This is a genomic window from Neisseria sp., from assembly GCF_030530745.1.
Lineage (GTDB): Bacteria > Pseudomonadota > Gammaproteobacteria > Burkholderiales > Neisseriaceae > Neisseria.
Genome location: NZ_JAUMUI010000018.1, coordinates 1 through 22,192 on the forward strand (window position 1 = coordinate 1; position 22,192 = coordinate 22,192).

18 protein-coding genes and 1 tRNA gene are annotated in these 22,192 nt (G+C 48.3%); 7 read left to right on the plus strand and 12 right to left on the minus strand.

Translation table 11 applies throughout. The features are described 5' to 3' along the window. Nucleotides 1-265 precede the first annotated feature (265 nt). From coaE to Q3970_RS07560, 5 genes are all read right to left on the minus strand, one after another. Nucleotides 266-934 carry a dephospho-CoA kinase gene (gene coaE, locus Q3970_RS07540; RefSeq protein WP_303099971.1) on the minus strand — a complete coding sequence of 223 codons (669 nt, stop codon included), beginning with the start codon at nt 932-934 and terminating at the stop codon, nt 266-268. A gap of 113 nt (nt 935-1,047) precedes the next feature. Continuing rightward, the gene (locus Q3970_RS07545; protein ID WP_303099999.1) at nt 1,048-1,911 is read right to left on the minus strand and encodes an A24 family peptidase; all 864 of its coding nucleotides are present in this window, start codon (nt 1,909-1,911) and stop codon (nt 1,048-1,050) included. Between the two features lies 1 nt (nt 1,912). Next, nucleotides 1,913-3,151 carry a type II secretion system F family protein gene (locus Q3970_RS07550; protein ID WP_303099972.1) on the minus strand — a complete coding sequence of 413 codons (1,239 nt, stop codon included), beginning with the start codon at nt 3,149-3,151 and terminating at the stop codon, nt 1,913-1,915. A gap of 202 nt (nt 3,152-3,353) precedes the next feature. Beyond that, nucleotides 3,354-5,033: a type IV-A pilus assembly ATPase PilB gene (pilB, locus tag Q3970_RS07555; protein WP_303099973.1), complete on the minus strand. Its 1,680-nt coding sequence runs from the start codon at nt 5,031-5,033 to the stop codon at nt 3,354-3,356. A gap of 268 nt (nt 5,034-5,301) precedes the next feature. Further along, nucleotides 5,302-5,377 (minus strand) — tRNA-Phe (locus tag Q3970_RS07560). A 357-nt stretch (nt 5,378-5,734) separates the two neighbouring features. On the opposite strand from Q3970_RS07560, the gene Q3970_RS07565 reads away from it, so the two are divergent. The 3 genes from Q3970_RS07565 (at nt 5,735) to groL (ending at nt 8,704) form a co-directional block, all read left to right on the plus strand. Next, nucleotides 5,735-6,355, plus strand: a complete 621-nt coding sequence (locus Q3970_RS07565) for an isochorismatase family protein (protein ID WP_303099974.1) — start codon at nt 5,735-5,737, stop codon at nt 6,353-6,355. Between the two features lie 333 nt (nt 6,356-6,688). Next, nucleotides 6,689-6,976 carry a co-chaperone GroES gene (locus tag Q3970_RS07570; protein ID WP_303099975.1) on the plus strand — a complete coding sequence of 96 codons (288 nt, stop codon included), beginning with the start codon at nt 6,689-6,691 and terminating at the stop codon, nt 6,974-6,976. 87 nt (nt 6,977-7,063) lie between these two features. Beyond that, the gene (gene groL / locus Q3970_RS07575; RefSeq protein ID WP_303099976.1) at nt 7,064-8,704 is read left to right on the plus strand and encodes a chaperonin GroEL; all 1,641 of its coding nucleotides are present in this window, start codon (nt 7,064-7,066) and stop codon (nt 8,702-8,704) included. 280 nt (nt 8,705-8,984) lie between these two features. On the opposite strand, the gene Q3970_RS07580 is transcribed toward groL, so the two are convergent. The 5 genes from Q3970_RS07580 to Q3970_RS07600 form a co-directional block, all read right to left on the minus strand. Continuing rightward, complete coding sequence (locus tag Q3970_RS07580; protein WP_303099977.1) at nt 8,985-9,155, minus strand: hypothetical protein; 171 nt, start codon at nt 9,153-9,155, stop codon at nt 8,985-8,987. A 106-nt stretch (nt 9,156-9,261) separates the two neighbouring features. Next, nucleotides 9,262-9,912: an ABC transporter ATP-binding protein gene (locus Q3970_RS07585; RefSeq protein WP_303099978.1), complete on the minus strand. Its 651-nt coding sequence runs from the start codon at nt 9,910-9,912 to the stop codon at nt 9,262-9,264. Beyond that, nucleotides 9,909-10,706 (minus strand): ABC transporter permease, encoded by a 798-nt coding sequence (locus tag Q3970_RS07590; protein ID WP_303099979.1) that lies wholly within the window; start codon nt 10,704-10,706, stop codon nt 9,909-9,911. Before Q3970_RS07590 ends, Q3970_RS07585 begins: the two co-directional genes overlap by 4 nt. Further along, nucleotides 10,706-11,908 carry a capsule biosynthesis protein gene (locus Q3970_RS07595; protein WP_303099980.1) on the minus strand — a complete coding sequence of 401 codons (1,203 nt, stop codon included), beginning with the start codon at nt 11,906-11,908 and terminating at the stop codon, nt 10,706-10,708. Before Q3970_RS07595 ends, Q3970_RS07590 begins: the two co-directional genes overlap by 1 nt. Nucleotides 11,909-11,922: 14 nt before the next feature. Then, nucleotides 11,923-13,089, minus strand: coding sequence for a polysaccharide biosynthesis/export family protein (locus Q3970_RS07600; protein ID WP_303099981.1), 1,167 nt, complete (start codon nt 13,087-13,089; stop codon nt 11,923-11,925). A 298-nt stretch (nt 13,090-13,387) separates the two neighbouring features. Between Q3970_RS07600 and Q3970_RS07605 the strand changes: the two genes are divergently transcribed. The 4 genes from Q3970_RS07605 to galE are packed head-to-tail and all read left to right on the plus strand — an operon-like array spanning nt 13,388 to nt 21,532. Then, nucleotides 13,388-14,410 (plus strand): stealth family protein, encoded by a 1,023-nt coding sequence (locus Q3970_RS07605; protein ID WP_303099982.1) that lies wholly within the window; start codon nt 13,388-13,390, stop codon nt 14,408-14,410. Nucleotides 14,411-14,431: 21 nt separating this feature from the next. Then, a complete protein-coding gene (locus Q3970_RS07610) occupies nt 14,432-18,175 on the plus strand; it encodes a CDP-glycerol glycerophosphotransferase family protein (RefSeq protein WP_303099983.1) in 3,744 nt (1,247 codons plus the stop codon). A 2-nt stretch (nt 18,176-18,177) separates the two neighbouring features. Beyond that, entirely contained in the window at nt 18,178-20,502 is a 2,325-nt protein-coding gene (locus Q3970_RS07615; RefSeq protein ID WP_303099984.1) for a capsular polysaccharide synthesis protein, read from the plus strand. A gap of 25 nt (nt 20,503-20,527) precedes the next feature. Beyond that, nucleotides 20,528-21,532 (plus strand): UDP-glucose 4-epimerase GalE, encoded by a 1,005-nt coding sequence (gene galE / locus Q3970_RS07620; RefSeq protein WP_303099985.1) that lies wholly within the window; start codon nt 20,528-20,530, stop codon nt 21,530-21,532. A 69-nt stretch (nt 21,533-21,601) separates the two neighbouring features. Here galE and Q3970_RS07625 read toward each other — a convergent pair whose 3' ends face one another. Both Q3970_RS07625 and Q3970_RS07630 read right to left on the minus strand, forming a co-directional pair. Next, the gene (locus Q3970_RS07625) at nt 21,602-21,856 is read right to left on the minus strand and encodes a Txe/YoeB family addiction module toxin (RefSeq protein ID WP_303099986.1); all 255 of its coding nucleotides are present in this window, start codon (nt 21,854-21,856) and stop codon (nt 21,602-21,604) included. Then, a complete protein-coding gene (locus tag Q3970_RS07630) occupies nt 21,853-22,107 on the minus strand; it encodes a type II toxin-antitoxin system Phd/YefM family antitoxin (protein WP_303099987.1) in 255 nt (84 codons plus the stop codon). Before Q3970_RS07630 ends, Q3970_RS07625 begins: the two co-directional genes overlap by 4 nt. Nucleotides 22,108-22,192 lie beyond the last annotated feature (85 nt).

Sequence of the window (22,192 nt, forward strand, 5' to 3'; positions counted from 1 at the left end):
TGTTCGGGTAACCGTTTGGATGGGGTTTTAGGTATTTTGCAAAGGTCTCAGGCTTATTTTTCTCAACCTGTTGTGTAAACAACCCGACCATTTCCTACACCTGAGACCTTCACAAAATACGTTTTCATCTTGAATTTATTTATGCTTCGTCATACCCGGGCTTGCCCCGGGTATCTGTTATTTTTTTTGAAACAAAAAGATGTTCGGGTCAAGCCCGAACATGGCGCAGAGGTTTTAAGACGCTGAAAGAGATTTTGCAAAGGCCTCACCCTAGTAAAGGGGCATCCGGCCTAGTTGTCCAAGCCTGCCTCATTATTAAGTGCGTTCCCGCAAAACAGGAAAAACAAGCCCGGTAATAACGGTGCAGGCGTTGCACCTTAACCGCCAATTCCGCCAATGTGCCTTCGTTAGGCAAAACATCATCGGCTGCGAGCAGGCGCTCCCTGCGGCACGCTTGCGAAGCCATGATACGCCTGATTTCTCCGGTATCAAGCCCGCTGCGGCTTTGCACGCGCTCAATTTGAGTTGCTTCTGAAACATCCACCACCAAAATACGGTCGGCCAACACGGAAAATACTGGCTGCTCGACCAAAAGCGGAATATCGATTACACCGTAAACCTGATCCGCCGCACTTTGCCGCTGCCGGATTTCCGCCAAAATCAGGGGGTGCATAATACTTTCCAAAACCTGCTTGTCCCGAGGCCGTCTGAACACCCTGTCCCGCAATGCGGCACGGTTCAGACGGCCTTTTGTATCAAATAATTCGTCGCCGAACCTTGCCCTTATTTCAGGCAAAGCCACCCCGTGATCTGCCGTTAAGCTTCGGCTGACCGCATCGGCATCAATCACCGGCACCCCCAAACGGGCAAATTCGGCAGCAGCCTGTGATTTGCCGCTGCCGATTCCTCCGGTCAGTCCTACCCAGTATGTCATGTTTCAAGCACCTCCGAGCCGTTCGGGCTTTCTGCCTGCCAGCGTATCCTCTGCTCTTTCGGCGGCGCGGCTCTTATTTCAAGATCAAGTTTCACACAACGTTGCAAACCGCCTTAAAACCCGGAAGCGCCCAACCACCATTTCACCACAGCAGTGATTTTATCGTTGGCAATAAAAATCAGCCAGCCGGCCACGGCCAAACTCGGGCCGAATGCAAATTGCTGGCCTTTGGCTACCCTCATTACCAGCGCAGCAACCACACCTATCAGGGCAGCCATAAATACCAATACGGGCAATACGCCTACTCCCAACCATGCGCCCAGCGCCGCCAACAGCTTGAAGTCTCCGCCCCCCATGCCTATTTTGCCGGTGAGCAGTTTATAAATATAACACAACAGCCACAGGCTCATATATCCGCACACCGCACCCAGCACAGCTGAAGTAAGCGGCACAAACGCGCCATTCAAATTAAACAGCAAACCCAACCATACCAACGGCAGGGTTAATTGATCAGGCAGATATTGTGTATCGGCATCGATAAAGGTTAAAGCAATCAGCATGGCGGTCAGCACCACGCCGCCCAAAGCAACCACAGTCCAGCCGTATTGCCACGCCACTGCGGCAAACAATACGCCGGTTAACAACTCTACCAAAGGATAACGTTTGCTGATCGGGGTTTTACAGCTTCCGCACTTTCCGCCCAACAACAAATAACTGACCACCGGAATATTTTGCCAAGGCTTGACCGGGGCATGGCACTTCGGGCAACGTGAATCCGGTTTAATCAGATTGAAAGGCTGCTGTTCTTCGGCCGTAAGCGCCAAACCCAGGTGCTCTTTGGCAAAAGCCGTCCATCCGCGCTCCATCATTACCGGCACGCGGTAAATCACCACATTTAAAAAACTGCCTGTCAGCAAGCCGAACAAAGCGGCCAAAGGCACCGCAAAAGGTGCCAGTTCTTGAAGAAAATCCAGCATATCAGCCCACCACATTACCCAGGTTAAACAGGGGTAGATACATCGCTACCAAAATCACGCCGATAATCGAACCGAGCACCACCATGATAATCGGCTCCATCAACGACGAAAGTTGGGCAACGGCATTATCCACTTCGTCTTCATAGAACTCGGCAGCTTTATTCAGCATATCATCCAGCGAGCCTGATTCTTCACCTATGGCAGCCATCTGCAACACCATATTGGGGAACATATCGGTGCCCTGCATACTGGAAGTCAGCGACAAGCCCTGAGTAACTTTGGCACGAATATCTTGTGTGGCTTCTTCATAAAGAATATTACCCGCAGCACCGGATACCGAATCCAACACCTCTACCAAAGGCACACCGGCGGTAAACAATGTGGCAGTAGTGCGTGCCCAGCGTGCAATCGTGGCCTTGCGCACAATATCACCGAAAATCGGCAACTTGAGCAAAGCCGCATCAACCCGTTTTTGCAGCATGGGCGATCTTTTATACCACTGATACAGACCGAAACCGACCGCAATGGTACCAACCACGATTACCCAAGCATATTTCACCATCAAGTCCGACATATCCATCACAATTTGGGTCAACCCGGGCAGCTCCGCCCCCATGCCGCTATATACTTTACCGAACTCCGGCAACACGAACACCATCATAATAAACACCAGCACTACGGCCACTACCACAATGGCAATCGGATAAGTTAGCGCACTCTTCACTTTCTTTTTGATGGCTTGGGTTTTTTCTTTATACACCGCCAATTTATCCAGCAACAATTCAAGCACACCGCCTGCTTCACCGGCGGCAATCAGATTGCAGTAAAAACGGTCGAAATATTTTGGGTGTTTGGAGAATGCCTTACCCAATGCGCTACCCTGCTCCACATCGGCACGCACCTGCATCAGCATCTGCGTCATGGAAGGATTGGAGTGGCCGCGCGCCACAATTTCAAACGCCTGCATTAAAGGCAGGCCGGCTTTCATCATGGTGGCAAGCTGGCGGGTGAATACTGTAATGTCTTCTTGGGTAATCCGCTTTTTGCGTACCGCTTTAACCTTGCTCACACGCAACGGCTTAATACCGCGCCGCTGTAACTTTTTACGTGCTTCCTCTTCGTTTTTAGCCACTACTTCACCGCGCACCATTTGCTCGGTATCTATGTTTCTGCCCTCAAAAGAGAAGCGCACGCCTTTATCTTTTTTGGCCGGGCGGCCGCCGATATTACTTTTAGTCATGTTTACCCCTTAAAAAAATAATCAAGCTGTTTCCCGAAAATTGCCGACAATCAACTTGCAAAACATTTTTTGACAAAAAAAACAGCATATGCAAGACGAAACACACAGCAAGACAGACACCCTGCCGGTATTTTTTAACACGGCAGACTTGCAGATTTCGACAAAATGCTGCTGCAATGCCAACTGCCAACCATTCTGATAATTAATCGTTAGTGTGAGCCAAAACTTCTTCTAAAGAAGTAATCCCCTGCATCACTTTCAACAAACCGGCACGGCGCAAATCCACCATACCTTCTTTATAGGCCATATTCATAATGTCCACTTCGGTGCCGTTATTCATAATCACCCGTTGCATTTCTTCGGTAATCGGCATCACCTCATACACACCGGCACGGCCTTTATAGCCTTTTCCACGGCAGCTGTCGCACCCGACCGCACGGTACATAGTCCAATCTTCAGCCAGATCTTCATCCGTGAAACCGGCTTTTTTCAAGGCCGGCACCGGCGGACGCTCCATCGGGGTTTTACATGTCGGACATAAACGGCGCAGCAGGCGTTGCGCCATAATCAGGCTGACCGAGCTGGCGATATTGAAAGGTGCCACCCCCATATTCAGCATGCGCGACAAAGTGGCCGGAGCGTTATTGGTATGCAGGGTGGAAAATACCATGTGCCCCGTTTGCGCAGCCTTAATGGCAATATCCGCGGTTTCCAAATCACGAATCTCACCCACCATGATGATATCCGGGTCTTGGCGCAGAAACGACTTCAGCGCAGCCGCAAAGGTTAGCCCCTGCTTGTCATTCACGTTCACCTGGTTGATGCCGGGCAGGTTAATCTCTGCAGGGTCTTCCGCCGTGGCTATATTTACACTTTCGGTATTCAGAATATTCAGGCAGGTATAAAGCGACACGGTTTTACCAGAGCCGGTGGGGCCGGTTACCAACACCATGCCGTAAGGGCGGTGGATAGCCTCAAGCAGCATTTCTTTTTGGAACGGCTCGAAACCGAGCTGGTCGATATTAAGCGAGCCGGCATCCGAATTCAAAATACGCATCACCACTTTTTCGCCGAACAAGGTAGGCAGCGTGCTGACACGGAAGTCGATCGGGCGGCCGTGTTTGTGAAAGGCAATTTGAATACGGCCGTCTTGCGGCACGCGCTTTTCCGAAATATCCAAACGTGCCATCACTTTGATGCGCGAAGCCAGCTGGCCGCGCACCGCTACCGGAGGCTGCACCACCTCCCGAAGCTGGCCGTCCACACGGAAGCGCACCCGCGCCATCTGTTCATAAAATTCAAAATGGATATCTGATGCACCTGCATTCAGCGCATCGGAAAGCGTTTTGTGGATAAAGCGCGGAATCGGTCCATCTTCCGCCTCTTCATTATCGATATATAGTGCCTGAGCAGGAGCAGAAGCGTCATGCTCCTTGCTCATTTCGTTCAAAATAGAAGTAGACCGCTGCCCCAACCACTCGAGCAAAGTGCTCAACTGGTCGTCGCACACCACCACCAAGTCAACCGATATGCCCGAAGCAAAAGCGATTTTTTGGAAATTTTGAATCTGGGTAGGATCAGACACCGCGAAATAAACTTTCCTGCCCCGCTGAAAAATCGGGATACAGCGGTTTTGCAGCATCTGTTCTTCTGAAAGTACATCCGAAAGGATATTGCTGCGCGGATAATGACGCAAATCCAGCAACGGATAACTGAACACCCGCGCCAGCAATTCTCCCAGCGCTTTAGGCGTAACCACCCCCTCCTCAAACAACAAGGGGAGAATGGGCTTATTGCTTTTTAATACATCCTGATACCGCTCGACTTGTGCGGCATCGATAATTTGACTTTGTACCAATACCCTTAATATACCGACGCTCATTTTTGTTATTCCTGTCCGGCTGTCTGACACGCAGACAATTGTTATCATTTGTTTGAATACGCCATTATACGGCATCTAATATAATTTGCCGTCCGGCATAAAACCCGCAATGCTGTTTCATACCTGAGAAAACTATCTCGGCCAAAACAGTGCCATTATAAGCGAACAGGCCGGGTAAACCTACCCGGCCTGCGTTGAAACATATTCTATTTAATATTTATTCAGCGTAAAAACAACAGATAAAAAAATAGCCGCATCATTGCGGATATGGTGGCCAGAGGCGGGATCGAACCGCCGACACACGGATTTTCAGTCCGTTGCTCTACCAACTGAGCTATCTGGCCGTATCTGAAAAGAGATGCGTATTAAAACAGAATCACCCACGCGGTGCAAGCATTTTGTTAAAAAAGTGCACTGTTCCAATCTAAGCGGCTATTTTTTCTGCAAATAAAACCGATATTGTTGCTTGCAGCATACTTACTAGACATACCGAAACCGTTTTATCTACTGCAAATATTTTTGCCCGAAATACCGATTATCTGTAATATAGACCGAATATCTATATGGATAAGGTTTGATTATCACTCCTTTTTTTATTTATCTAAAATAATCAAATTCTTGAAAGTCAAACCGCCATGATGTCCAAATAATGACAAACACCACGCCGTGTGTAATTCTCTTTTCGCCAAACAGGGATTTTTATGAGCATTGTTGCCATCGATATACATCCGCAGAAAACGTTTTCAGAACTCTGTCCCGACGAACTGCCTGTTCCGGACGCACTTTCTATTGTTTCCCACCTAAACCGCCAAGCTTCTTGGGCACACTACCGGGTATTAACCAAAGATGCCCACAGCCCGCACGAACCGTGGCGGATAGACAGCCAGAAGCATTATCTGCCGATGGAAATGGCAGGAGACTGGGTCAGCCATGCGGTTTTGGGCACCGAAGGTTATGAAAGCCTGCCCGGCCTCCCCTTGCCCGACAACTATCATTTTCTGGTACATATCGGGCTGGAAAGCCACACCCACACATTCGGTGCCTGTTTTCACGATATGTCCGAAAACATCAGCACCGGCCTGATAGAATGGCTGGCCAGCCGCGATGCAAAAACCTTGATTGTCGGCGGACTCGCAACCGAATATTGTGTACAGGCTACCGTTCTGCAGCTTTGCTGGTATGGAAAATGGCGTGTAATTGTCAATTTAGACGCCTGTCGCGGCCTAAATGCGAAAGAAGAACAGCAGGCTATCCGCAATATGGAAAAGGCCGGAGCCTTAATTGTGAGCCGTACTGACGACATTCCCGCACTGCTGGCTTAACTCCCCTGCCCGCCGAAAACTGTTTTACGATAACAAACCGGAGGGCTTTTCAAAACTGTCGGTGCATTTTTAAGATACTGCTGCAAACACCAGCTTTTCGGGGTTTCAAATCACCTGCATTTTAAACAACCCCCTTCCATTGTTTTCAGACAGCCTTCCGAAACAATATTTTTAGCAAAATTCACTCACAAGGGCTTGAATTTATCTTACCCAGCCTTATTTTGCCTCTCGTTCAAAACAAAATACTGCACACACGCTTGCCGTGCAGTATTTCCTTTCTTAACAGCCTTATATTCAGGCATTTGTTTTTATTATCTATTTTGGAGCATACATATGACTATCCGCCCCCTGCACGACCGTGTAGTCGTTAAACGCTTGGAAGCTGAAGAAAAAACCGCATCAGGCATCGTATTGCCGGGAGCCGCCGCCGAAAAACCCGATATGGGCGAAGTAATCGCCATAGGTGCGGGCAAAATCGGCCGCGACGGCAACCGCCGCCCGCTCGACGTTAAAGTCGGCGACAAAATCATCTTCGGCAAATACAGCGGGCAAACCGTAAAAGCCGACGGTGAAGAGCTGTTGGTGATGCGCGAAGAAGATATTTTCGGCATCGTAGAATAAAAAGCCCAAGGCCGCCCGGGCAATGCCTTCAGACGGCCCAATTAAATAACAACCTGTTTTGATTCAATTAACCGGAGTATATAGATTATGGCAGCAAAAGACGTTCAATTCGGCACCGAAGTACGCCAAAAAATGGTTAAAGGCGTAAATGTATTGGCCGATGCAGTAAAAGTAACCCTCGGCCCCAAAGGCCGCAACGTTGTGCTCGACCGCGCCTTCGGCGGTCCGCACATTACCAAAGACGGCGTAACCGTGGCAAAAGAAGTCGAATTGAAAGACAAATTCGAAAACATGGGCGCGCAAATGGTAAAAGAAGTTGCCTCTAAAACCAACGATGTAGCCGGCGACGGCACCACCACCGCCACCGTTCTGGCACAAGCCATCGTGGCCGAAGGCATGAAATACGTTACCGCAGGCATGAACCCCACCGATCTGAAACGCGGCATCGACAAAGCCGTGGCCGCTTTGGTGGAAGAGCTGAAAAGCATTGCCAAACCCTGCGACACTTCTAAAGAAATCGCCCAAGTGGGCTCTATTTCCGCCAACTCCGACGAACAGGTCGGCGCCATCATCGCCGAAGCCATGGAAAAAGTAGGCAAAGAAGGTGTTATCACTGTTGAAGACGGCAAATCGCTGGAAAACGAGCTGGATGTGGTAGAAGGCATGCAGTTCGACCGCGGTTATCTGTCTCCCTATTTCATCAGCGAGCCTGAAAAGCAAATTGCCGCACTCGACAACCCCTTCGTGCTGCTGTTCGACAAAAAAATCAGCAATATCCGCGATCTCTTGCCGGTATTGGAGCAAATCGCCAAAACCAGCCGCCCGCTTTTGATTATCGCCGAAGACGTGGAAGGCGAAGCATTGGCTACCTTGGTGGTAAACAACCTTCGCGGTATTCTGAAAACCGTTGCCGTTAAAGCACCTGGCTTCGGCGACCGCCGCAAAGCCATGCTGCAAGATATCGCCATCCTCACCGGCGGCACTGTGATTGCCGAAGAAGTAGGCCTGTCTTTGGAAAAAGCCACGCTGGAAGATTTGGGCCAAGCCAAACGCATCGAAATCGGCAAAGAAAACACCACCATTATCGACGGCGCCGGCGATGCTGCCCTGATTGACGCACGCGTGGCCGAAATCCGTCAGCAAATCGAAACCGCTACCAGCGATTACGATAAAGAAAAACTGCAAGAACGCGTAGCCAAACTGGCCGGCGGCGTAGCCGTAATTAAAGTCGGCGCCGCCACCGAAGTGGAAATGAAAGAGAAAAAAGACCGCGTTGACGATGCCCTGCACGCCACCCGCGCCGCAGTAGAAGAAGGCATTGTGGCCGGAGGCGGCGTAGCCCTGCTGCGTGCCCGCGCGGCCTTGTCTAAAGTGGAAACTTCCAACGCCGACCAAGATGCAGGCGTGCAAATCGTTTTGCGCGCAGTAGAATCTCCGCTGCGCCAAATCGTGAAAAACGCCGGCGGCGAGCCGAGCGTGGTAGTAAACAAAGTGCTGGAAGGCAAAGGCAACTACGGCTATAACGCCGGCAACGACACCTACGGCGATATGCTGGAAATGGGCGTACTCGATCCCGCCAAAGTAACCCGTTCGGCACTGCAACACGCCGCTTCTATCGCCGGCCTGATGCTGACCACCGACTGCATGATTGCCGAAACACCCGAAGACAAACCCGCAGCGCCCGATATGGGCGGCATGGGCGGTATGGGTGGCATGGGCATGATGTAAGGCCGTCTGAAAACATTACTATGTTGTGAAACACCCGCACGGTTTAAACCGCCGTGCGGGTGTTTTATTTTGTGGCTGTCAATATAGCTTGAAGCATTTGCAAAATTCAGAAAACATCACCAAAAGGTTTTTTGCCATCATTCCCGCATAAGCGGGGGTAGGAACAAAACGGACTTGCGAAGCTAATGACGATATTGCGGGGGATTTGTTAAAAATTGCCGCCTTTGCCACCCCGTTTCCTTACTGTATTTAAAATTTAAAAACCCCTTACGGGGCTTTGTTATTCTAAAATCTTGATAATGGCAATAGCCGCCGCCGCACCTGCACCAAGCAACCCCGCCGCCATGACGACTGGATACCAAAACACTTCTTTCCACATTTTCACCACTTCGGCGCGGGCTTTATCCAGTTCAGCCTTTTCCATCTCAACCTCCAATATTTTTAAATCCATTTTTTCCTTCAGTGTTTAACCGGTACCGCTGCTTTTGCCGGACGAGCGACTTTGTTCCGCATAAGCATTTCAGACGGCCTTTAGTTCTACATTTGCGCCCTTCAGCCTATATTTGCGTATTGTAATATTGATACGCCTCATCCATATTATCAAACCGGTGCAAATGCCCTGCTTCCAACACCATCGCATTATCGCAATACTGCTTCATTGCACTTGGACTGTGCGACACCAGAATAATCGAACGGTCGCAGCGTTTTTCAAACAATTCGTAACGGCATTTCTCTGAAAAGCGCGAGTCGCCCACGGCAATCACTTCGTCAATCAGATAACAATCGAACTCCACCGCCAATGAAAGGGCAAAAGCCAGCCGCGCCTTCATGCCAGAAGAATAACGTTTTACCGGCTCGTAAAGATATTGCCCCAGCTCCGAAAACTCTTCGGTAAACGCTTTCACATAATCTATATCGACATTATAAATACGGCAGATAAAGCGCAAGTTGTCCATACCCGTGAGGCTGCCCTGAAATGCGCCGGAAAATGCCAGCGGCCACGATATGCTCATGGTACGCCTGATTTCTCCCTTAGTGGGCGGCTCTACCCCGCTCATCAGGCGGATAAGCGTGGATTTGCCCGCGCCGTTGCGGCCGAGTATGCCGATTTTTTCACCTTTTTGCAGCGTGAAATTAATGTCGTTCAAAACCGTTCGCATACCGCTGCGGGTTTGATATTGTTTGTAAACATGCTCGACGGAAATCATTGCGGCTCCACCCCTTTGCTGAATTTGGCCACCATCGCCAATCCGACGAACAGCAACACCAAATCGCATAACAGCAGATACCACGGGCTCTCCAGTGTAACCGCACTGCTGCCGAAATAGCCGTGGCGGAACATTTCTGTGCCGTGCACCATCGGAATCCACAGCGCATATTCCTGCACCTGCTGCGGCAGCGACGACACAAAAAAGAATGCCCCCGAAAGCGGCAGCATAATAAAGCTTGCCGTGCCCCACAGTTTGCCGAACGCATCGAATTTGAACGCAATCGAGCAAACTACCAGCCCCAGCCCCAAGGCAAACAGGGCCATCAGAATCCACGCGGCCAGCATATAGAAAATATCGGCGGGCATTTCAACCCAGCGCACAGCAACCAACACGGCAACAATAACGATTTGCGCCACCGTTGCCCCCGCCACTTCAAGCAGGACCCGCGAAAAAATCGTGTCCAACACCCGAACGTTGCGGTGGTAGAGCAGGCTCATATTGGCTGAAATGGCACCGATGGCGCGGTTGGAAGCATTGCGCCACATCATCGCCATCGGATAACCGGTTAACACAAAAGCCACGATATTCAGCGATGAAACCTGATCGGCGCGCAGAAACTTCCACATCGCCACGATAAACACCGTCATCATCAGCGGCTCGACAAACAACCATAAAAAGCCGATATTGTTGCGCCCGTAGCGGGTAATGATTTCGCGCATCAGCAGCGCGCCGACTACCCGCCCCTGTATGGCCAGCGACTCTTTAAACGAAGTTTCGTGCAAAGCTTTCATCAGTTTTTATGCTCTCTGACGCTGGCCGTGAGCAGGCTTACAATGCCGTAGAGCATCAGGCCGATAAAAAATGTGGCGATAATGTTGTAGAGCCGGTGTGGTTTTAAAGCCAGATCAGGCCTGCTCGGCTGCGACACCACCTCAAGATAAAGCTGTTTGCGGTCGGCCTCAACCTTGGCACTTTCCAGCGAAGCAATCGCGGCGGCCAACTGTTTTTCGGCCAGCTCGTTCTCCAAAAACAGGCGCTGGTATGCAGCCGCCTGAGCGGTAATCGAATTATCCGCACCGCCCGAAATCATCTGCATCTGCTGCCTGATTTCACGCTTCAGGCTTTTTTCACGCGCCTGCAAGCCTGAAATCTGAGGGTTTTCGGGCGTAACCGCCTTCACCTGATCAAGCTGGGTTTGAATCACAATCAGCTCGTCTTGCAGCTTGGACACCAAGCTCATCTGCGCTTCAGACTGCGCCTTCAAATCGAAAATGCCGTTTTGCGTGCGGTAAACCGCCATTTCTTCGGCTGCATCTTTCACCCGCTCTTCCGCTGCCGCCACATTCTGCTCGGCCTGAGCCACCGTATCTTTGCGGGCACGGGCGTTCAGCTTGTTAATCAGCTCTTCGCCCCGGCTCAGCAAAGCCGCATTGATCTGCTGCGACTCACCCGCATCAAACGACTCCACGCTCAGCGTGGAAATGCCTGAAACCGGATCAAACGCAATATTGACCTTGTCTTTATAATACTGATAGAAAGCCTCACCGGAATCCCACAAACCGAACCCGTTGAAACGGCTGAAAATATCGCCCTTGTCCTCATAAAACGAACGCACCGGCATGGCTTTTTCAAGCGCAGCCAGAGCCGAGCGCGAGCCCATATATTCGCGCACCGTGTACGTATCGTCCTGCGCGCGCGCAAAGCCCGCATTTTGCAGCAAAGCCCCCAAACCGTCGACCGAGGTCTGGTTGCTGGGCGATCGCACCACAAAGCTCGATTCAGACACATAACGGTCGGCCGCCCAACCCGAAAAATACACCAGCGAGCAAGCTGTGGGGATAATCACCGTTACCCAAAACAGCTTGCTGAACCGCTTCAGTTTAAGCTTCTTCCCTTTCGGCCCGCCTGCCGGAGATGCCGGCACGGCAGCTGCCGCTTTTCCGGCTTTTTCCGAAACCCGGGTGTTTTCCGTATCCACTTTTTGTTCAGACATTTTTATTTTCCCGATTAATTGCCCAAATTATTCACACTGTTGGCACCACTCACCACAGGCGAGAACACAAACTGCAAAAACTTCTGAATTTCAGCCACAGGCGCATTAGCCGCATACACGATGTCTTTATCCCGCATCGGAAAACGCTGCAGCCAAAACAGCGAATTGGCGTTTTTCAGATCCATACGGTAAACCGTGGGCACCTCCATCGCCGAACCATAACCCTTGCCCAGCCATTTTTCCTGCTCCGCCCCGGGCAGCGCCGATACCGGCTGGTAACGGAACACAAACACCCCCCTCGGATTGGAACGGCGGTCTTGCAGGCCGCCCGCCTCACCGAGCGCCTCGCCCAAATTCATGCCCTTGGCCGAAAACGGCACCTGACGGTTCTGACCCAGCGCACCCAGCGCGGTAAAGCTCAGCGGTTTGGTAAGCAGCGTGAGCACATCTCCCGGGCGCAACACCACATTTTGCGCGGTATCGGCCGTAACCGTTTCCAGAGCCACCGTGCGCACCATGCCGCCGCGCGTAAGCTGCACCGAAATATCCTGCACACCGCTATCCGTGCCGCCCACGGCCGCCACCGCGTCCAAAACACGCTCCCTGTGGCCCGTTAACGGCATGCGGATGCTTTTTCCGGCGCGGATAACCGTTACATTGCTCGAATTGTTCTGCGCCACCCGCACCACGGCCTGCGGCTGGTTCGCCATTTTTTTCAGACGGCCTACGATTTCCAAACGGATGCGGTCGGGCGTTTTGCCGCCCACTTTCACATTGCCCAGAAACGGCACCGAAACCATGCCCCGGGTGTCGACCACCTGCGGCGGCAGATTCACCGTTTGCGCCGAACCCGAACCCACCGAATTCAGCGCACCGCCGAACAGCACTGCCGGAGCCGCCTCCCACAGCGTGATTTCCAACACATCGCCCGAGCCCACCACATCGGCGAAACCCGAACCGCGCCCGCCGAAATCGGCAAACGACTGCCCGCGGTCTGCCGCATAAAGCGCAGACACCACCTTGTCGTCAACATCCACCACAGAAACATCAGGCGCAGCCTGCGCCTGATTGTTTTTCAAAGCCATCACATCCCTCTGCTTCGGCCCCGATGTCGGCAAGCCGCCGCACCCGGCCAAAACCAAAAAAACAACACAACCGTTCAACAGTTTAAAACGAGTCATCAAACAAACTTCCTTAGCAAAACCAAACAAATATGGTTATAAACAAGCGGCGCATTTTAGCACTTCATAGCCATGGCCGACATAATTACCAAAAATATTTTAACAAAACAAAGGCCGGAAGATGCAAAAAAAAAAACAAGCAAACAAAACTTTTCAAAACTATTACAAATATACTATAATCTCATAAAATTCAAATATATACACATTTGTCATACTTGCTTCTGAAATGAAAAAAATCAAGAAACTCATCAAACATCCCGGGATATTTTTTCGGGATTATTTCAATAAAAAATATCCCGTGGTAAACAACGAGCAGCTGCTTATCGAGCACCACGAGCCGTTATTGATCGAAAACGATTTAAAACTGATTTCACTGGAAGCCGGCATTGCGAAAGCAAGCCGAACCGTCGACGCGGTTTTCACCTGGGTAGACAACCAAGACCCCGCATGGCAGGCAAAGCACCGCTCGGCAGGCAGCGCCCCGCACGGGCTCTACAGCAACGATTCCGCCCGTTTTACCAACCATAACGAGCTGTATTATTCGGTGCACAGCGTGCAGAAGTTCATGCCCTGGGTGCGCAACATCTATATCGTTACCGACGCGCAAACCCCGGCCTGGCTGAAAAAAAACAAGCCCGCCAACATTCACATTATCGACCACCGCGACATCATCGAACCGCAATACCTGCCTACATTCAATTCGCACGTAATCGAAGCCTACCTGCACAAAATCCCCGGGCTGAGCGAAAACTTCATCTACTTTAATGACGACGTGTTCGTTGCCCGCCCGCTGAAAAAAGAGCACTTTTTCCGCGCAAACGGCATCGCATCGATTTTCATCGCGGCCAAACAATTAAGCGGCATGCAGAAAAAAGGGGTTATCACCCCCACCCTTTCCGCATCACTCAACAGCACCCGCCTGCTCCGGCGCGATTACGACACTTTGATCGACATGCCTTTGGTCCATACCTATGTGCCTCTGAAAAAAAGCATATATCAACAGGCATGGGCACGATATGAAAATGAAATCAGATCATTTCTGCCCAACCGCCTGCGCACCGACAGCGATTTGAACATGGCCACCTTTCTCGTGCCGTGGCTTGCCTATCTTGAAGGCAAATCGGTTTTCACGCGCGAAATCTGCTACTACTTCAATATCCGCTCCGCACACGCCCCGACGCAATATGCCAAACTGCTAAGAAAAAACCGGACAGGGGAACAGCCGCATTCGTTTTGCGCCAACGATTTCAACAGCATAAAAAATATCCCGAACTATCAGGAACAACTGGTTTCCATGTTGAAAAATTATTATCAGATTTAACAGATTAAGATTTTTAGAAAAATGAACCGGAAAATAAGAAAACTCTTGCGGGATCCGAAATTATTCTTTTCGGATATGTATGCCAAGCGCAGCATGCAGTTGAAAAAACATATCCCTGTCAAACATACCGGAAGCCACCAATTTACAGTGGTGTCCGCCGTATACAATGTCGAAAAATATTTGGATCAGTATTTCGATAGCCTGACCACCCAAAGCCTGAATTTTAAAAAACACATCAGCATAATCCTGGTTGACGACGGATCCACCGATTCTTCCGCCCGAATTATCCGGAAATGGCAGGAAAAATACCCGAAAAATATCCGTTATATCTATAAAGAAAACGGCGGGCAGGCTTCTGCACGCAATTTGGGATTGGAATATGTGGAAACGGAATGGGTGGTATTTACCGATCCTGATGACTACTTACACCCTGACTATTTCAAATCGGTAAATGCCCAGTTAAACAACCACCCTTCCGCAGCAATGCTGGCGACCAACATAAAATTTTTCTTTGAAAACCAGAATATTGTTAAAGACAGCCACCCTTTAAAATTCCGTTTCGACAAAACGCATTCTGTTCCCGTTTCCAAACTGGACAAATTCATCAATTTATCGGCCGCATCAAGTTTTTTTAAAACATCACACATCAAACAGCAGAATCTGCGCTTTGACGACAAAGTCAAACCCAATTTTGAAGACGGTAAATTTATTGCCGACTATCTGCTGAATCTGCAAAATACAGAAGTGGTATTCGATAAAGATGCGGTTTATTTTTACCGCAAACGCGAAAGCGGTACGTCAACGCTGGATACCTCTTGGCAGAAGGTGGAGAAATTCTCCAACGTGTTTGAATACGGCTTCCTGCCTATGCTGCAAAGCTACAAAAACCGTCTTGGCAGCGTACCTGCAAGTATCCAAAAAACGGCGTTATACGATATGGCGTGGTATGTACATCAGTTGCTTAACCGCCCGGAACGTACTGATTTTTTAAGCGAAGAACAGAAAAAACATTTTCACAGCCTGATGAATCAGGTATTTTCATATATCGATACCAAAAGCATTATGGAATTTGGCTTGGCCGGCGTATGGTTATTTCATAAAGTCGGCATGCTCGGGCATTTTAAAAATGCCGAACCGCCATTTCAAATTGCCTATATCGAAAACATCGACCGAGAAAAAAAGCAATTTCTTATCAGCTATTTCGATTATTTCGATTTTCCCTACTCTGTGCGTGCAGACGAACAGGAGCTGGTTCCGGTTTATGCCAAAAATGTCGTCAATACTCTAAACGGCAAACTATTTACCTACGAAAAACGCCTGTGGGTTCCTTACGAAGGCATCTCTGCCCCCGCCATTTTATCGGTTTTACTCAACAATAAACCAATGCGTATTTCTATCAAAGGAAAAATCTTCACTAAAGGGATTTCCATAGAAGAATTGATAGGTTTATTTATGCCGTCTGAAAAATATCATTCAGATGATAGCTGGTTATTAATGGATAGAGAAACCAAAGCGGATGACAATGCCGAACATTTTTATCGCTATATGATGCGGAACCACCCTGAACAAACCTGCTATTTTGTGCTGAATCAAGATGCACCCGATTGGGCACGCTTGGAAGCAGAAGGCTTCAAATTAGTGGAATTCGGCACCAAAGACTATGAAACACGTTTGCGTCAGGCCGATAAAATTATCTCCAGCCATTTGGAAAAACATATCAATAACTATTTTAACGACCTATACGAACACAGCAAAAAATTTGTCTTCCTCCAACATGGAGTAACTAAAGACAATCTTTCTGCATGGACAAATACAAAGAAAATCTTAGATTGCTTTGTTACAGCCACCAAACCTGAAACATTATCGATTGCGTCTGATTTCAACACCTACAAACTCACCGAAAAGGAAGTTGTCTTAACCGGCTTCCCTCGTTACGACGCTTTACTATTGAAAAATCAACCGGAGAGCAAAAAAATTCTGATTATGCCGACTTGGCGCAACAATATTGTCGGTCAAAACATTGGGGCAGGCAGTAATACCCGTACGCTTAATGCGGCGTTTATGGAAACCGAATATGCCCGCCACTGGCACAGCTTTCTCCACACCGATCAGCTGCGTCAGCTTGCCGACACGCACGGTTATGAAATTATTTTTGCACCGCACCCGAACATCGAACCCTATTTAGAAGTGTTGGAAGTACCGCCGTATATGACTCTCTGGAGCGGCTTAAGGGAAACCGAAAGTATCCAAAACTTATTTGGCCGCTGTACGGTGTTAATCACCGACTACTCCTCGGTTGCGTTTGATATGGCGTATTTAAACAAAGCCGTCATTTATTATCAGTTTGACCAAGAAAGCTTTTTCTCAGGTACGCACACCTATCAAAAAGGTTATTTTTCCTATGAAAACGATGGCTTTGGCCCGGTAACGCTGACACAAGAAGAGACTTTGTCAGAATTAGAGACTATTTTGCAAAACGGCAAAGCCAAACCCGAATACCTTGCCCGCATTCAAGCCACCTTCCCGTTTCAGCAAGGGGGAAACTGCGAACGCGTCTACCAAGCCATTATCAACCTGGACAAACCTGAAACGGCAGATAACCGGCCGATTGTTGAAAAAATGATTACCCACGCGGAAAATCATCAGGCTTGGGGACTTGCGGCTGAAAGGATTCTCTATCTGCTGGACAATAAAGCCCTGAACGGCGAAGAGCGCAAAGAATACGAGCAGCGTTATCTGAACGCTTTATTTAAAGCCAAACGGTTGAATGTGCTGTCGGATTATCTGGGCAGCCATACAGTGGAAAATGCAGGATATTGGCGGGCAAAAATCGAGCTGCAAATCGGCAATACGGCGCAGGGGGCGAAATTTTTTGCCGAGCATAATACCGGCACGTTAGAAGACAAACTGTTTGCCCTTTTGGCCGCGTCGTATTGCAAGGATACGCAGTCGGCAGAAACCTTAAGCCGCAACATAGCCTCCGAACTGCCCGAAGGCTACCGCCCGTTTCTACTGCTTGCCGAAAAAATCGGCCGGCAGGAATATTTTGTTGCCCTCAGCCTGATTGAAAACCTGCTGGAAAAACTGTCTGCCGCAGATAAAAACGTTTTCAAGCTGGAGCTGTTGGCGAGCTACCTCTGCATGCGCCTGAACAATTTGAAACAGGCGCATAAGTATCTGGTGCGTTATGAAGAGCACCGAAGGGGCGACCCTGCATGCCGTATCGCTATTGCCCGTTTGGCGAAACTGCGCCGCGACGGCGAAAAGCTGTTTACTCAAGTCAACCGTGCCTTCGGCGCCGATTTACTGATGATGCCGAAAGATTTGGTGCCTGCTTATTTGCAGGAACTCAACCGTTCGGGCAATACGGCCGCCGAAGAAACCCTGCAGGCCCAGTTTGCGGCAAAATATCCGCAAAGCAAAACCATCGCCTTATACAAAGCTGAAAAGCTGTATCGGGCCCGCGAGTGGCAGGCATTGGCCGATTTGCTGGAAAACCATATCCAAACCTCCGACCGTGCAATGTATTTGCACGCATTAGCTTTATGCCGTCTGAAAAAGGCAGAAGAAGTCAATCAAATGTTTAAAGACATTAACCCAACAGAGAATACTTTTATGTATTGGAAGATAGCTTCTGAAGTTGCACAAATAAACGGTGATAACGAATTGCTGAAAGAGTGTCTAGTCAAACAACTCAATATCCTAGAAGCACAAACAACAATAAATTCAGATTGTTTAATAGAAGAATTACACATGGAGCAATGAACATGCGACAAATTTTTTCAAAAGTTGAACTCTCCCAAAATAATATTTTTGCATTTTGGGAATCACCTAACCCTATTCCAGCTTATTTGGAATTATGCAAAGAATCATGGATTAAAAATATACCAAACTGCAAAATTCATATTTTGAATCACAGCAATCTACATCAATACATCGGAGATACCTATGATATGGCACAATTGAAATCTATTTCTTTTGCCATGCAATCAGATATTATTTCAGCAGCAGTGTTAGAAAAATTTGGCGGTTTATTTTTAGATTTAGATTGTATTGTTACCGACAATATTTTTGATATTTTTAATAAAATATCTGATACTAAATTAATCTCTTTTGGTCGTCCCGACACTAAGGCAATTCATCTGGCGGCTTTATATTGTGCAAAACCTGGCAATCCTATTCTGACAGAATGGCGTAAAATTGCTCAAGAACGTTTAAGAAACAAGCCTGATCAATGCCCATGGTACTATTTTGGCAACGGAATCGTTAATCCTTTATTCAAAAAACTCGAATATAAAGACAGTTTTTATATCATTGATCGCACACAAAGCGGAAATATTTTAGAATCTGTTGCCTTCCCTAATTCACAAGATCCAATTATGGATTACAAAAAATTTTACTTTGATGAAAATTTTGGATTTGAACCAAATATTTTAGAGAAAGTTGCTTGTGGAATTATTTCTCTGCATAACTCTTGGTCTCCGTCAGAATATAAAAACCTTTATGATAAGGAGGCTTTTTTTCAAAAATCCGCACCAATAGTTGAACTCCTATCATATATTTTAAAGCATGACACCACCAAACCCTATACAACCTTACCTCTCTTAGAATCACATATTACATTTAAGCTAAACGATCATCATATTTCCTATAAGAAAAAATATTTTAAAAATGTATTGGTTTTAGATTTTTTCGTAAATAATGTAAGTTTTGCCTTTGACATTGGTATAGAAAAAGAAAAATTTTATGCAGACATTATTTTCCGCAATGCCTCATCAGAAGTATGCAAAAACCTACCTGGTTTTAGGGGAATTGCTTTCAATTCTAATAAAGGCCGCATTATTGCAAATGCTAAAGAAGATCATGTTTGGATGGAAATCTTTAAATTCTACAATCATATCAAAGACAACACCGTCAACAATCAACAATCAAAAATTAAAATTGAAACCGATGCACTCGTTGATTTAAGAACGTTTAAAATCTCAAATAATTTACTGATTTTAGAAGGCATTGGTATTCTAACCGGACAAAATGCCAGAGAATACAGAGATATTGATTACAAATTAATCATTAAAAGTGAATCTGAAGAATTTGTAAAGAACTTAGCTAAAGCACACCGTCCTCATTTAACCGCTACATATTCATTTCACCCGAGCATATCTTATGATAAATGCTGGTTTGCCACACCAGGATATAAAGGGGTGGATATATCGGATGTGCCACCTGGAAATTATGAATTATTATTAAAAATCAAAATAAATGGCTTTGATAAAACATTCGTGCTCAAATCTCAAAAACCAGTTCACTTTGAACATGAAATTATGGACTGTGATTTTTCTGAGCAAGGAAATCGATTGATTATTAAGAAAGACTTAAAAAATGCCAATTGGGAAACAATAGATGCTTTTTATATCCCTAAAAAATTTAGCTCTGAGAAAGTCAGTATAGACGGCTATTACCGAGACGAATACAACAACATCATCGAAGCCCCCGCAGGATTAAATAACGTACAGGTGCGGTTTTTCGGAAAAAACAACCGGGTGGTATTGCACAAACAGTCCGGCTTGAAAAATACCCTGATCGAATTCAAAGGCGATAACGGTATTTTCCAGATTGGCGAAAAGGCCGGCATCTTCGGCACATTCCGTATCGGTTACGACTGCAAAATCAAAATCGGCAGCGGCACAACCAGCACCAATGCCGTTTATGTTACCTGCGCCGAAAAAACCAGTATAACCATCGGTGATGACTGTATGTTTGCCACCAACAACCAAATCCGCACGGATGATTCCCATGCGATTTATGATTTGGACACCGGTAAAAGAATCAATCATTCTAAAGATATCTTTATAGGCAACCACGTTTGGATTGCCTATGGCGCAATAGTTTTGGGAGGGGCGCATATCGGCAACGGCTGCGTGCTCGGAATGCATTCTTTGGCCAAAAAACAATTTCCGGATAACTGCGTTATTGCAGGGATACCGGCCAAGGTTGTCAGGGAAAACATTTTTTGGAAACGCCCTTTACTGTTGAATCTCCCCTATTCAGAAAATGATATTGCTCCCATTCCTGACGGTTTTATTGGAACATGACTCTATTAATTAAGGAAACACCGAAATGACAGTATTGGTTTTAGGCGGCGCGGGCTATATCGGTTCGCATATGGTCGACCGCCTGATTGGGCAGGGTAAAGAAAAAGTGGTTGTGGTCGACAATCTGGTTACCGGCCACCGCGCGGCGGTGCACCACGAAGCCGTTTTCCACGAAGGTGATTTGGCAGACAAACCCTTTATGCGCCAAGTCTTCGCCAGACACCCCGATATTGATGCCGTTATCCATTTCGCCGCCTATTCCCTAGTGGGCGAGTCAATGGCGGAACCGCTGAAATATTTCAGCAACAACACTGCGGGCATGGTCAGCCTGCTCGAGGTGATGAACGAATTTCAAATCAAGCGCATCGTGTTTTCTTCCACCGCCGCCACCTACGGCATTCCGGAGCATATGCCCATCCGCGAAAGTGATCCGCAAAAACCGATCAACCCCTACGGCGAGAGCAAGCTGATGATGGAAACCATGATGCGCTGGGCGGATCAGGCCTACGGCATCAGGTTTGCCGCCCTGCGCTACTTCAACGTGGCCGGTGCCAAGCCCGACGGCTCCATCGGCGAAGACCACCACCCCGAAACCCACCTGGTGCCGATTATCTTGCAGGTTGCGCAGGGCAAACGCGATAAGCTGATGATTTTCGGCAGCGATTACGACACGCCCGACGGCACCAACGTGCGCGACTATGTGCACCCGCTCGATTTGGCCGATGCCCATATTTTGGCCATAGACTACCTGCGCCGCGGCGGAAAATCCGACGCATTCAACCTCGGCTCATCAACCGGCTTTTCCAACCTGCAGATGCTCGAAGCCGCCCGTGCCGTTACCGGCAAAGCCATTCCCGCCGAAACCGCCCCGCGCCGCCCCGGCGACCCCGACACCCTGATTGCCGCTTCCGACAAAGCGCGGAAAATTCTGGGCTGGAAGCCTCAATTCGACAATATCGAAAAAATCATCGCTTCGGCATGGGCATGGCACTCCAAACACCCGAACGGTTATCAAGACGACAACCGATGATAAAAACAGGCCGTCTGAAAACTTTCAGACGGCCACGGTAACCGGAATCCGTTTTTCCGAAACCGGGGTTTAATAATGATACCTGCACTGAGCGATATATAAGGTGCCGTTTTCCACCCGGAAAACCAAGCGGTGTTCCTTATCGATACGCCTCGACCAGAAACCCGACCAATTGTGTTTCAGCGGCTCGGGATCGCCCAAGCCTTCAAAAGGGTTACGCAAGGTATCTTTGATAAGCTGGTTGATTCGCCTGAGTGTTTTTTTATCGGTTTGCTGCCAGTAGAGATAGTCTTCCCAAGCGTGGGTTGTCCATGCAAGTATCATTCTTCAATCAGCCTTTTGCTGATGGTTTGATGCTCGCGGATTTGCGCCACAGACCGGTTCAAACGCTCGGCATTTTTGGGGCTGGCGGCCAAGTAGGCAGTTGCTTCATAAGCTTGGAAGTCTTCCAAACTCATCACAACGGCGGGGCTGCCTTTTTGCCGGGTAACCAGCACCGGTTTATGGTTGTCGTTCACCCGGTCTAAAGTTTCGGCCAAATTGGCGCGAAAAGCGGTATAAGTAATTACGTCCATAATTTCCTCCTTTAAAATTCGGGTGTTATTTTACGATACGTACAGAAATAAGTACAGATTCCTTCAATGTATCCGACTATGCATG